The sequence below is a fragment of the Herbaspirillum sp. SJZ107 genome (genome assembly GCF_006715485.1).
Lineage (GTDB): Bacteria > Pseudomonadota > Gammaproteobacteria > Burkholderiales > Burkholderiaceae_D > Telluria.
This window is the reverse complement of sequence record NZ_VFNH01000006.1, coordinates 190,996-203,309: the sequence shown is the minus strand read 5'-3', so window position 1 is coordinate 203,309 and position 12,314 is coordinate 190,996. Positions and strand designations below refer to the sequence as shown.

At 62.8% G+C, this 12,314-nt stretch carries 9 protein-coding genes; 6 read left to right on the top strand and 3 right to left on the bottom strand.

The window, feature by feature from the left end; translation table 11 throughout:
• Nucleotides 1–1,271: 1,271 nt before the first annotated feature.
• The 6 genes from FBX97_RS28820 to FBX97_RS28795 all read left to right on the top strand — a co-directional run bounded on the left by FBX97_RS28820 (nt 1,272) and on the right by FBX97_RS28795 (nt 10,349).
• Entirely contained in the window at nt 1,272–2,612 is a 1,341-nt protein-coding gene (locus FBX97_RS28820; protein ID WP_255517672.1) for a TolC family protein, read from the top strand.
• A complete protein-coding gene (locus FBX97_RS28815) occupies nt 2,609–4,144 on the top strand; it encodes an efflux RND transporter periplasmic adaptor subunit (protein ID WP_141839276.1) in 1,536 nt (511 codons plus the stop codon). The genes FBX97_RS28820 and FBX97_RS28815 overlap by 4 nt, the downstream gene beginning before the upstream one ends.
• Nucleotides 4,141–7,308, top strand: coding sequence for an efflux RND transporter permease subunit (locus tag FBX97_RS28810; protein WP_141839274.1), 3,168 nt, complete (start codon nt 4,141–4,143; stop codon nt 7,306–7,308). The genes FBX97_RS28815 and FBX97_RS28810 overlap by 4 nt, the downstream gene beginning before the upstream one ends.
• Before the next feature lie 78 nt (nt 7,309–7,386).
• Complete coding sequence (locus FBX97_RS28805; RefSeq protein ID WP_141839272.1) at nt 7,387–7,620, top strand: heavy-metal-associated domain-containing protein; 234 nt, start codon at nt 7,387–7,389, stop codon at nt 7,618–7,620.
• 58 nt (nt 7,621–7,678) lie between these two features.
• A complete protein-coding gene (locus FBX97_RS28800) occupies nt 7,679–7,885 on the top strand; it encodes a heavy-metal-associated domain-containing protein (protein WP_141839270.1) in 207 nt (68 codons plus the stop codon).
• A 91-nt stretch (nt 7,886–7,976) separates the two neighbouring features.
• Nucleotides 7,977–10,349, top strand: coding sequence for a heavy metal translocating P-type ATPase (locus FBX97_RS28795; RefSeq protein ID WP_141839268.1), 2,373 nt, complete (start codon nt 7,977–7,979; stop codon nt 10,347–10,349).
• 75 nt (nt 10,350–10,424) lie between these two features.
• Here the strand turns inward: FBX97_RS28795 and FBX97_RS28790 are convergent, their stop codons facing one another.
• The 3 genes from FBX97_RS28790 to copC all read right to left on the bottom strand — a co-directional run bounded on the left by FBX97_RS28790 (nt 10,425) and on the right by copC (nt 12,252).
• Nucleotides 10,425–10,868 carry a DUF411 domain-containing protein gene (locus FBX97_RS28790; RefSeq protein ID WP_141839266.1) on the bottom strand — a complete coding sequence of 148 codons (444 nt, stop codon included), beginning with the start codon at nt 10,866–10,868 and terminating at the stop codon, nt 10,425–10,427.
• A gap of 80 nt (nt 10,869–10,948) precedes the next feature.
• The gene (locus tag FBX97_RS28785) at nt 10,949–11,887 is read right to left on the bottom strand and encodes a copper resistance D family protein (RefSeq protein WP_141839264.1); all 939 of its coding nucleotides are present in this window, start codon (nt 11,885–11,887) and stop codon (nt 10,949–10,951) included.
• Nucleotides 11,887–12,252 carry a copper homeostasis periplasmic binding protein CopC gene (copC, locus tag FBX97_RS28780; RefSeq protein ID WP_141839262.1) on the bottom strand — a complete coding sequence of 122 codons (366 nt, stop codon included), beginning with the start codon at nt 12,250–12,252 and terminating at the stop codon, nt 11,887–11,889. Before copC ends, FBX97_RS28785 begins: the two co-directional genes overlap by 1 nt.
• Nucleotides 12,253–12,314: the final 62 nt, after the last annotated feature.

Genomic DNA, 12,314 nt, shown 5'->3' with positions numbered 1-12,314 from the left:
CTCTCGACAAATTTTCGGGGCCGTCGGGTCTGCGCGGCTCGTAGTTTAGTTCTTCCGACAGAGTCCAGCCAGAATGTATTGGAATGCCACCATCGGGTATGAGCATTCTTCCACGACAGCGATCGGCTTTGATGCCGTGATGTGTCACGGAAAATCCGTTGATTCCAGTCGTCGGTTTCTGCGCCTGCGGAACTAATCCTTGACCTGTCCAAGCCATCGTCAACGATCTCGCCCAGTCACCTGTGGCTCCAAGTTTGACGTCACTCGGTCGCTGCGCAAAATCTGCTGCGTCAGCCGGCTTACGGTTCAGCCCTGCTCCATCCGAAAAATTATTGCCATTATGCAATCAATTTCTTCCGGCAGCTGGTCATTTCCTGCCCACCCGCCGGCGCCGTCCGATGAAGTAAAAGTGGGACTGTTCATTAAGTAAAAATGAGACTTCTTGAACAAATGAAGTAAAAGTGGAACTGTTGACGCATTGCATGTAGGCGTTCGTTAAGGCAGATGCGTCGCTGGTTCATCGCTGCGGCAAGCGTGTCTTATCGCGCAGCTCGACGGAGCGTCAGTTCAATTCGAACTTCTCTGTCATTAAGCGAACTGAGAGTTAGAACAACAAACCGGCGTCGGCTCCCCCTGCTGGCTTAGCCGGGGAAGGCCGTCTGCCTATCAGGCATGGATTTGACATTATGGGAATAATGTCTACGGCGAGCGCAGTTGCCAGTGACGTCGTTTGGACACCTTGCAGCGCCCGCTAGCACAACCCCGATTGCGCTCATATAATGTGACGAATCTGTTATCAACCAATGCGCTATCCTCGCCGAATCCGCCTCCTGAGCGCCGTTGTCGCGCTGTTGAGCCTCCTGTTCATGCAGGTGGCCCTGGCGGCCTACGCCTGTCCAACTCTGATTCCGGCACAAAGCACACCGATGCTGGACAGGTCCGGCCAGCCGATGGTGGATTGCCCGGAGGCCGACAAGCAAAGTCCCACACTGTGCTACGCTGACACGCACAAACAGACCGTCTCGCTCGAGAAGCCGACTAGTCCTTCGGTGATGCCTTTCGTCGCGACCGGGTTTGCGCTGTCCGTTCTGTGGCCAGAGGATAGGGGCGCGATGCCGACGCCTCCTTTAGTCTTCCTGCACGCCTCCGGCACATCGCCACCGATAGCGATACGCCACTGCTGTTTCCGTCTATAGCCTTCAGTTGCCGAGTCATCGTTCCGCCGCGTTAAGTACGCGGCGGTGCCGTTCTTCGCACTCTGGAGCTATTACATGCATTTCCTTCACCTCACAAGGAGGCGCACCCCGTGTCGCCCCGACGTGTTCGGCTCGACGCTTGCGCTCGCAATGCTGTTGTGCCTTGCCTTACCCAATGAACAGGCCGCGGCCGCCAGCGCAGGCCTGACGCTGGTCGAGGCGCAGCAGCGCGCACTCGAGCGCTCGCGCACCTTGCCTACACAGGACGCCGCCATCGCCGCCGCTCGTGAGCTGGCGGTAGCGGCCGGCCGCCTGCCCGACCCCGTGCTGCGCGCCGGCATCGACAACCTCCCCGTCAGCGGTTCCGACCGCTTCAATATCGGTTCCGACTTCATGACCATGCGCAGGATCGGCGTCATGCAGGAACTGACCGCGTCCGACAAACGACGCCTGCGCGCCGCCCAGCTGGAGCGGACGGCCGACAAGGCCTCCGCCGAAAAGGAAGTGGCGATCGCGCGCGTCGAGCGGGAGACCGCACAGGCCTGGATCGACCTATATTTTGCGAAGCAGATGGCCGACCTCGTCCATCAGCAGGTCAGCCAGGCGCAGCTCGATCTCGAGGCGGCAGAAGCCGCATACCGGGCCGGGAAGGGCAGCCAGGGCGATGTGTTCGCGGCCCGAGGCCGTATCGGCGCCGCCCAGGACAAGGTAAGCGAATTCGACACCCGCGTGAGAACAGCGCAGAGCACCTTGGCGCGCTGGACCGGGCCCGATGTCGACGTCGCGCCCGAGAGTCTTCCAAGTATCGACCAGGTCCGGCTCGATCCGGAGTCCATCGACAGCCAGCTCGCGCACCACCCCGAAATCGCTGTGCTCGACCGCCAGGAAGAGATCGCACGCACGGGAGTGCAGCTCGCCGAGGCGAATCGACATCCTGACTGGTCGGTCGAGGTGTCGCTGCAGCACCGGGGGCAGGGTTACTCGAACATGCTATCCGTGGGGGTGTCGGTACCGCTTCAGTGGGACAGGAAGAACCGCCAGGACCGCGAACTAGCAGCAAAGATCATGCAAGCCGACCAGGTCAGGGACGAGCGCGAGGAGATGCTGCGCACCCATGCTGCGGAAGTGCGGGTGATGCTGGACGAGTGGCGCAGCGGCCGTGAGCGCCTTGCCCGCTACAAACGCGAGCTCGAGCCCCTTGCTCTTGAGCAGAGCGCGGCCGTTCTCGCCGCCTACCGTGGCGGCAAGGCAGCCTTGGCCGAGGTATTGGCCGCGCGCCGCAACGAACTCGAGGTCCGTCTTCAGGCTTTACAGCTCGCGGCCGAGACAGCGAAACGCTGGGCGCAGCTGAACTTCCTTTATCCATCGGGCCGCAGCATGCCGCCTTCCATGAACCAGTCGGAGGCCAGGCCATGAACCGCCGCGTCATCATTTCACTCATCGGCGCGCTGCTTGTGCTCGGGTTGACCGGCGCCGGCGCCTATCGCCTCGGGATTCGGGCGGGCGCACACGGCGCAGCCCCGGCAGCGGCCGCCGTCCCCGGAACCGATAAAACGGGGCGTAAAATCCTGTACTGGCACGATCCCATGGTCCCCGGCCAGAAGTTCGACAAGCCCGGCAAATCGCCCTTCATGGACATGGACCTGGTGCCCGTCTATGCGGACGAAGCCCAGGCGGAAGGCGGCGTGGCCATCAGCCCGGGCATCCAGCAGAATCTCGGCATGCGCATTGTCGAGGTCCGGAAGGGCTCCCAGGCCAGTACCCTGGACGCGGTCGGCAATGTCGCGTTCAACGAGCGCGATCTCGTGCTGCTGCAGGCGCGCAGCAACGGCTACGTGGAAAAGCTGTTCGTGCGCGCGCCGCTCGATCCGGTGCGCAAGGGCCAGGCCTTGCTCCAGCTGTACGTGCCCGACTGGGTGGCCGCGCAGGAGGAATACCTGGCTATCAAGCGCATGCCGCCTGGCGCCGATACCGCCGGCCTGCTCGATGCGGCCCTGCAACGGATGCGGCTGACGGGCATGACTGAGGCACAGGTCAGGCAGGTGAGTGCGCGGTCGCAGGTCATCACCCGTATCACTGTCACGGCACCGATCGACGGCGTCGTCAGCGAGCTGGCGGTACGTGAAGGGATGGCGGTTACGCTGGGGGCGCCGCTGTTCCGGATTAACGGCCTACGTACAGTCTGGGTCAATGCCGAGGTGCCGGAGAGCGCGGCGGCGCTGGTCCAGCCCGGGATGGCCGTCAAGGCAACTAGCCCGGCTTTTCCTGGTACGGAGTTCAGCGGCAAGGTCGAGGCGCTGCTGCCGGAAGTGACCGCGTCGACGCGCACCCTGAAGGCGCGGATCGAGCTGGCGAACCCCGGAGGGGAGCTGGTGCCGGGCATGTTCGCGACCATTCACATGGCGCCGGCGCAAGGCCGTGAAACGCTGCTGGTGCCGTCAGAAGCCGTGATCCAGACCGGCACCCGCACCGTCGTGATCACGGTGTCCGATCAAGGGAGGTTCGCGCCAGTGGAGGTCGCCACGGGTGCCGAGGCGAATGGGCAGACCGAGGTCGTGAAAGGCCTGAGTGCAGGCCAGAAGGTGGTGGCCTCGGGCCAGTTCCTGATCGACTCCGAGGCGAGCCTGCGCGGTACCCTGCAGCGCCTTGGCGGAGTCGCCCCCGCGGAGCCCATGCCCACCATGCCGACGAAAACCCCCACGCATCGCGCCACCGGCAAGGTGGAACAGATAGCCAAGGACGAGGTGACGATTTCGCATGGACCGGTTCCCACCCTGAAGTGGCCGCCGATGACCATGGGCTTCGTGCCACTGGCCGGCGGTCTACCGAAGGACATCAAGGTCGGGGATACCGTGCAGTTCGAATTCCAGGCCTCGGATGACGGGACGTTCAAGGTCGTCTCGATCTCCCGCGCCACACGCGCCGCCGCACCTGGAGACGGCAAATGATCGCGCGCCTGATCCGCTGGTCGATCGCCAATCGCTTCCTGGTGCTGCTGGCCACCGTCGGACTCGTGGCTTGGGGCATCTGGTCGGTGCAGCGCACGCCGGTCGATGCGCTGCCGGACCTGTCGGACGTGCAGGTGATCATCCGCACGACCTATCCAGGCCAGGCGCCGCAGATCGTCGAGAACCAGGTAACCTACCCGCTGACCACGACGATGCTCTCGGTGCCGGGTGCCCGCAGCGTACGCGGCTACTCGTTCTTCGGCGATTCCTTTGTCTACATCCTGTTCCAGGACGGGACCGACCCCTACTGGGCGCGCTCGCGGGTGCTGGAATACCTGAACCAGATCCAGTCGCGCCTGCCGCCGCAGGCCAAGCCGGCGCTTGGGCCGGATGCGACCGGTATCGGTTGGGTCTACGAATATGCGCTGGTCGACCGCACCGGCAAGCACGACCTGTCGCAGCTGCGCGCCCTGCAGGACTGGTTCCTGAAGTATGAACTGAAGACGGTACCGAACGTGTCCGAAGTCGCGAGCATCGGCGGCATGGTGCGCCAGTACCAGATCCAGCTCGACCCTGACAAGCTGCGCGCCTACGGGATTACACACGCTACCGTGGTCGATGCGGTACAGAAGGCCAACCAGGAAGCCGGCGGCTCGGTGCTGGAACTGGGCGAGGCCGAGTACATGGTCCGCGCTTCCGGTTACCTAGCCTCGCTCGACGACTTCCGGCACATCCCTCTACGGACCGGCGCCGGCGGCGTGCCGGTGACGCTCGGGGACGTCGCGCGCGTGCAGGTCGGCCCGGAGATGCGGCGCGGGATTGCGGAGCTGAACGGGGAGGGCGAGGTTGCCGGCGGCATCATCGTCATGCGCTCCGGGAAGAACGCGCTCGAGACCATCGGTGCCGTAAAGGCGAAGCTTGCCCAGCTCAAGGCCAGCCTGCCGGCGGGCGTGGAAGTTGTTCCGACCTACGACCGCTCTGGCCTGATCACGCGCGCGGTGACGAACCTGGAGCACAAGCTGGTCGAGGAGTTCGTCGTCGTCGCCGTGGTCTGTGCGCTGTTCCTGTTCCACCTGCGCTCGGCACTGGTGGCCATCGTCTCTTTGCCGCTGGGGATTCTCGCAGCCTATACGATCATGTATTACCAGGGCGTGAACGCCAATATCATGTCGCTGGGCGGCATCGCGATCGCGATCGGCGCGATGGTCGACGCGGCCGTGGTCATGATCGAGAACGCGCACAAGCACCTGGAGGCCTGGAGCCACCAGCATCCCGGCAAGAAGCTCGAAGGCGCTGCGCACTGGCAGGTGATCGAGCAGGCGGCCGCCGAGGTCGGGCCGGCGCTGTTCTTCTCGCTGCTCATCATCGTGTTGTCGTTCATTCCCGTGTTCGCGCTGGAGGCCCAGGAAGGAAAGCTGTTCGCGCCCCTGGCATACACCAAGACCTACGCGATGGCAGCAAGCGCCGGCCTGGCGGTGACGCTGATTCCGGTCCTGATGGGTTACCTCATCCGCGGAAAGATTCCGCGGGAGGATGCGAACCCGCTCAACCGCTTCCTGATCCGCGCGTACCGGCCGCTGCTCGATGCCGTGCTGCGCCACCCGAAGGGCACGTTGGCGGTCGCTGCCTTGATCGCCATCGCGACGATCTGGCCGGTCAGCCGGCTAGGCGGCGAGTTCATGCCACCGCTGGACGAAGGCGACCTGCTGTACATGCCGTCGGCCCTGCCGGGTATCGGCGTCGGCAAGGCCGCCGAACTGCTGCAGCTGACAGACCGCCTGATCAAGACGGTTCCCGAGGTCCAGACCGTGTTCGGAAAAGCCGGCAGAGCGGAAACCGCGACCGATCCCGCCCCGCTCGAGATGTTCGAGACGACCATTCAGTTCAAGCCGCGCGACCAGTGGCGCGCCGGGATGACGCCGGATAAGCTGGTCGAAGAGCTCGACCGGGTCGTCAAGGTGCCGGGGCTGTCCAATGTCTGGGTGCCGCCGATTCGCAACCGCATCGACATGCTGGCGACTGGCGTGAAGAGCCCGGTCGGGATAAAGGTTGCGGGAAGCAGCCTGCAGGAGATTGACAAGGTCACGGGAGCGATTGAGGCTGCGGTGCGCAAGGTCCATGGCGTCTCGTCGGCACTGGCCGAGCGCTTAAACGGCGGGCGCTACATCGACGTGCAGATCGACCGCGCTGCTGCGGCCCGCTTCGGCATGAACGTGGCGGACGTGCAAAGCGTGATTTCCGCTGCGGTCGGCGGCGAGAATATCGGCGAAACGGTCGAGGGCTTGCAGCGCTTCCCGATCAATGTGCGTTATCCGCGCGAGGTGCGCGATTCGCTGGAGAAGCTGCGCGAGCTGCCCGTGCTCACCGGAGCGGGGGCCCAGATCCGGCTCGGCGACGTGGCCGTCATCCGCATCAACGATGGCCCGCCCATGCTCAAGAGCGAGAACGCTCGCCTGTCCGGTTGGGTATATGTCGACGTGCGGGGACGTGACTTGAGGTCGGCGGTACGGGAAATGCAGCAGGCCGTCGCGAAGGAGGTGCGGCTGCCGGCCGGGTATTCGGTGTCCTGGTCCGGACAGTTCGAATACCTCGAGCGCGCAGTTGCGAAGCTGAAGGTGGTCGTGCCGGCGACGCTGGCCATCATCCTTGTGCTGCTGTACCTGACCTTCGGCCGCTTCGACGAGGCTGTGCTGATCATGGCGACCCTGCCGTTCGCGCTGGCCGGCGGAGCCTGGCTGTTGTGGCTGCTCGGGCACAACTTGTCGGTGGCGGGCGGGGTGGGCTTCATCGCGCTTGCGGGCGTCTCGGCCGAGTTCGGCGTGATCATGCTGCTGTACCTGAAGCATGCCTGGGAGGCGCGCCTAGCGGAAGGGAAGGGGAGCGAGGCCGATCTGGTCGACGCGATCCGCGAGGGCGCCGTGCTGCGCGTACGGCCGAAGGCGATGACGGTCGCGGTGATCATCGCCGGCCTGGTGCCGGCCATGATCGGCGATGGGGCCGGGTCGGAGATCATGCAGCGGATCGCGGCGCCGATGGTGGGGGGAATGATTACTGCACCGCTGCTGTCGATGTTCGTCGTGCCAGTAGTCTACTTGCTGCTTCGGCGCCGAGGCTTGCGTCAACAGTCCGGGCATAAAAACGCCGCGTGGGAGCGAGCAACTTAGTAGGTAGGTCTCGGAGTCCTTGACCCTGACATCGTTGGAAGGTTTACGCTTCCTTGAACTTAAATATCAGGAGGCTATATGGTCGAATTTCGCGTGAATGGCATGCGTTGCATGTTCTGTGCCTACCGGCTGAAAGGGGCAATTCGGACAATCGATCCCTGTCTACGGGTTGGCATCGATTTGAGAACGAGCATGCTAAGTGTCGAACAGCCGGCGGATGTCACGACAGTCGAGCGAGCATTGAAACGCCTTGGGCAGCTTGCCGAAACAGCTTTGGCCGGACAGGGCGGAATCACCGCGAATCAGGCTTGACCTTCCCATCATGGGAAGGTCTAAAGTGCAGTCAGAGCAATCAAACAGGAGGAATGCCATGTATGCGCTCAAGGTAGAAAAGATGTCCTGTGGCGGCTGCGCCAACCGGGTTACCCGAACCGTGCAAGCCCTGGATCCGGAAGCCAAAGTCGAGGTCGTGTTAGAAGACAGGCTGGTCCGCGTGGAAAGCGTGAAAACCTTGGATGCGATTGCCGCCGCGATCACCGCTGCAGGGTTTCCTGCGAGCGATATGACGGCGGCCTGAGGCCTGGAGCGTGCCGGATGAATGCCGGCACGCTCCAGCCTCGCGTTTGTCCAATGTAACTACCAACAACTCGACCGGGAGAGGTTTTGGTATGAACGATCAGTCACATCACCAGTACCACGGCCGCGAGCATCATCATGATCGCGGACATGACCACGGTGTTCACCATGCAGACGGAACTGGCGACAAGCCGTTCACCGATCCGGTCTGCGGAATGAAAGTCGGCGCCGATCCTGTCAAGAAGATTCGGCACGAAGGGCAGACCTATCATTTCTGCAGCACCAAATGCATGGACAAGTTCCGTGTATCACCCCAGCAAGACATAGACCCCGCTCCCCATGAACCGGCCGCTGCCGCTCCGGAAGGCACGATTTACACCTGTCCGATGCACCCAGAAATCCGGCAGCCGCAACCGGGGAATTGCCCGATTTGCGGCATGACGCTCGAGCCAATGCTGCCTTCGCTGGAAGAAGAGGAGAATCCGGAACTCGTGGATTTCAAGCGGCGCCTCTGGTGGACCCTGCCTTTGACTGTCATCGTGACCGTCCTTGCGATGGCGGGACATCGAATATTTAACGGCGGCCTGCCCGGGCAAAGCTGGATAGAGTTCGTGCTGAGCACCCCGGTGGTGCTGTGGGCTGGGTGGCCATTCTTTACGCGTGGGGTGCAATCCATCAGGAATCGCAGCCCCAACATGTGGACGCTGATCGGACTTGGCGTAGGCGCAGCCTACGGCTATAGCGTGGTGGCAACCGTCGCGCCCGGCTTGTTTCCGCAAACCTTCGCCATGCATGGCCGCATCGGCGTGTACTACGAGGCGGCCGCGGTCATCATTTCGCTGACTCTCCTGGGCCAGATACTGGAATTGCGCGCGCGCTCACAGACATCCGCCGCAATCAAATCGCTGCTGGGCCTGGCGCCAAAGACGGCGCGCCGCATCAATGCGGACGGCACGGAAGAAGACATTCCGCTGACCCATGTCCACGTCGGCGATGCGCTCCGTGTGCGTCCCGGTGAAAAGGTCCCGGTCGACGGCATCGTCTTTGAGGGCGAGGGCGCAGTCGACGAGTCCATGCTGACCGGCGAGCCGGTGCCTGTGACCAAGCGACCTGGCGACCAGGTGATCGGCGCCACTATCAACGCCAGTGGCAGCCTGATCGTCCGGTCGGAAAAAGTGGGCTCGCAGACCATGCTGTCCCAAATCGTCCAGATGGTTGCCCAGGCACAGCGATCGCGTGCACCGATGCAGCGGCTGGCCGATGTGGTAGCCGGCTATTTCGTGTTGGTTGTGGTCACGGTCGCCTTGCTGACGCTGGTAGGTTGGGGGATCTTCGGTCCGGAGCCAAGCTGGGTGTATGGCTTCGTCAATGCCGTCTCGGTCCTGATCATTGCTTGCCCGTGCGCACTCGGGCTGGCGACGCCGATGTCCATCATGGCGGCCACCGGGCGCGGCGCCACACAGGGCATCCTGTTCCGCGATGCAGCGGCCATCGAGGGCATGCGCAAGATCGACACCCTCATCGTCGACAAGACTGGCACGCTTACCGAAGGCAAACCCGCGTTCCAGGCGGCCGCCCCGGCGCCCGGCGAGGATGAACAAGAGGTGTTGCGGATCGCCGCCAGCATTGACCAGATCAGCGAACACCCGCTGGCGCACGCAATTGTCGCCGAGGCGCGCAGCCGCGGACTAGCTCTGGCAAAGCCAGAGAGCTTCGAATCGTCGAGCGGCATCGGCGTGCGAGGGCTGGTGGAGGGCAAGCGTATTGCTTTGGGCAATACAGCCCTCATGGATATCGAAAAGGTCGATTGGAAGCCGCTCGCCGCCCAGGCGGAACGCTGGCGTCTCGAAGGCGCAAGCGTCATGTACCTGGCGGCCGATCGGCGGCTCCTAGGGCTCGTCGCGGTATCCGACCCGGTCAAGCAGACCACGCCGGAAGCGCTGGCAACGCTCAAGGACGCCGGCATCACGGTTGTCATGGCAACCGGCGACGGCCTCACTACTGCGAAATCGGTCGGTGCAAAACTCGGCATCGCGGAAGTGTATGGCGAAGTCAAGCCGCAGGACAAGCTGGCACTCGTTGAACGCCTGCAGGCGCAAGGCAAGACGGTCGCGATGGCCGGCGACGGTATCAATGACTCCCCGGCCCTGGCCAAGGCCAATGTCGGTATCGCGATGGGGACCGGAACCGACGTCGCGATCAACTCAGCACACGTCACCCTGGTCAAAGGCGACCTGCGCGGCATCGCACGGGCGCGCCTGCTGTCGCTGGACACGGTGCGGAACATGCGCCAAAACCTGGCCTTCGCCTTCGTGTACAACGCGCTCGGGATTCCCTTGGCTGCAGGTCTGCTTTATCCGTTTACCGGCCACCTCTTGTCGCCGATGATTGCGGCGCTCGCGATGAGTCTGAGCTCGGTATCGGTCATTAGCAATGCGCTTCGCCTGCGCGGCACAGGGAATTAACTGCAGGTGAGAGACGCATTGTCCGCGACTGGCTGGTCCATACACTGTGCTTGAGCTGACGAGGCTAAGGATGCCTTACTCGTAATGCTTGTAGACAGTCGTACTTCCGTCATTGCGAACTAGTAGCACGTCATACGGCATGTGCGTCGGCCCCTCCATTCCCGGAGAGCCAGGCGGCATGGCCGGGACCGCCAGCCCCTTCGCTTTTGGCTTTGCAGCGAGCAGCCGCTTGATCTCGGCGGCTGGCACATGCCCTTCGATCGCATACCCACCAACGACTGCGGTGTGGCATGAGCCGAGCCGATCGGGAATGCCCATTTTCTCGCGGGTATCGGATGGATTGGCGACGTCGTGCGCATTGACCTTGAAGCCGTTGGCCCGCAGGTGCTTGACCCATGCTTCACAGCAGCCACAGGTTGCGGACTTGTAGACCTCGACAGCTTGCGTCGCTGCGCTGGCTGCCATCGGAAGACCGATCAGGGCGGCGACCGCAAGATTCTTGAATTTTTCGATAAACATAATTTTTCTCCAGAGTGCCGGCAACCGACGGATGCGATCGGCTGCCGGCGTGAAAACAACCACCAGTCAGCTGGAAGTTCTTACATTTGTTCACCCGGGGGCGATGTCGATGCAAGCCAGGCTGCCAGAACGACGACTGCAAGCAAGACAAGCGCTTCGATCCACAATATGCGCTTGAAGCGCATCGGTAAAACTTCAGGGGCGGCATTTCCTGATGACTCAGGTGCGAGCCATGGCGGCATCACGAAAAAGCGATTGATCCCACCCAGCATCGCCGCAACGCCAACGAGCAGCAGCTTCGCGACGAGCGTGTTGCCATACGAGTTGCCGACCAGGTTGTCGAAGCCGCCCAGGTTGCGCCAGCTTGCATACAGGCCTGTAACGAAAATGCCGGACAGGGCAAAGGTCGCCGAACTGGACAGGGACGCCACGTACTCTGCGCGTGCACGCCTGTCGGCCTCAGTCATGTTTTCGGTTGCTCTCAACATGACTCCGCCAGCAAGGAACACTTCGCCGACCCACAAGCTGATCAGGCCCAAGTGAATCCAATCCGCCAGCAGGGGCAGGCTGAAGTCCCCTTCGCTGGCGGCGTGGCTGACCATGCTCCGCGTGTACCAGAACACAGCGAGCGACGCCAAAGTCAGTAGTGCAGAACTCTGGCTCCGATCGCCGCACATGCAAGTCCCAACGGTAGCCATGGCCAATCCGAACATCCCAATGGACCATGCAAGGCCAAGGTGTGTCGAGGTCAGCATCGACCAGGTGGCGCCAGCCGCTTCAGAAACGGGGACTTCGGCCATGGTTGCCGATTCCAGCCACAACAGCACGGCGTTCGCGGCCAGAGCGACCACGACACCGGCCAACGCAGCCTTGCAGACGGACTGGCGGCGCGCGTCGGCCCATCTGGATACGTCACGGCCAATCCACAAGCGGGAAACGCTCGCTCCCGTGACGAGGGCTACTGCGAGGTTCAGAAGGGCAGTGACGAGGTGCTGGACAGCTTGCAGATCCAGCCCCATCACTTGACCTTGAACGTGACTTCGCCCTTTGCCTTATGGCCGTCGTGGGTCATCGTCGACCATTGGATGTGATACTCACCCGAGGACAGCGCTGGCAGCGGCGCCGTCATGACGGTCGGATCAGCCTTATCGACGGTGGGCGCGGTGACCGGAATCTCGTTATTTTGAGGACCCGTCACTTTAATTTTGCTGAACGCCGGCTCGAGTGCCTCGTTGAACTTGAGGCGCACTTGCTTCGGTGTACCCGCGAGTGTGCTGCCGGCCTGGGGATCCGAAGATTGCAATTTGGCGTGCGCGAATGCGGACGAAGTTACGGTACTCGCGAGAGCGAAGGTGGCCAAAGCCAGAATACGTTTGGTGGACATGTTTTGCTCCTGATTTTTTAGGTCGAGGTATCGATGTGCGGCGTCCGGCCGCCGGTAGTGAC

Excerpts from the sequence above, each read along its gene's own strand:
- FBX97_RS28820 (WP_255517672.1), top strand. The coding sequence starts at position 1,272 with ATGCATTTCCTTCACCTCACAAGGAGGCGCACCCCGTGTCGCCCCGAC.
- FBX97_RS28815 (WP_141839276.1), top strand. The coding sequence starts at position 2,609 with ATGAACCGCCGCGTCATCATTTCACTCATCGGCGCGCTGCTTGTGCTC.
- FBX97_RS28810 (WP_141839274.1), top strand. The coding sequence starts at position 4,141 with ATGATCGCGCGCCTGATCCGCTGGTCGATCGCCAATCGCTTCCTGGTG.
- FBX97_RS28805 (WP_141839272.1), top strand. The coding sequence starts at position 7,387 with ATGGTCGAATTTCGCGTGAATGGCATGCGTTGCATGTTCTGTGCCTAC.
- FBX97_RS28800 (WP_141839270.1), top strand. The coding sequence starts at position 7,679 with ATGTATGCGCTCAAGGTAGAAAAGATGTCCTGTGGCGGCTGCGCCAAC.
- FBX97_RS28795 (WP_141839268.1), top strand. The coding sequence starts at position 7,977 with ATGAACGATCAGTCACATCACCAGTACCACGGCCGCGAGCATCATCAT.
- FBX97_RS28790 (WP_141839266.1), bottom strand. The coding sequence starts at position 10,868 with ATGTTTATCGAAAAATTCAAGAATCTTGCGGTCGCCGCCCTGATCGGT.
- FBX97_RS28785 (WP_141839264.1), bottom strand. The coding sequence starts at position 11,887 with ATGGGGCTGGATCTGCAAGCTGTCCAGCACCTCGTCACTGCCCTTCTG.
- copC (WP_141839262.1), bottom strand. The coding sequence starts at position 12,252 with ATGTCCACCAAACGTATTCTGGCTTTGGCCACCTTCGCTCTCGCGAGT.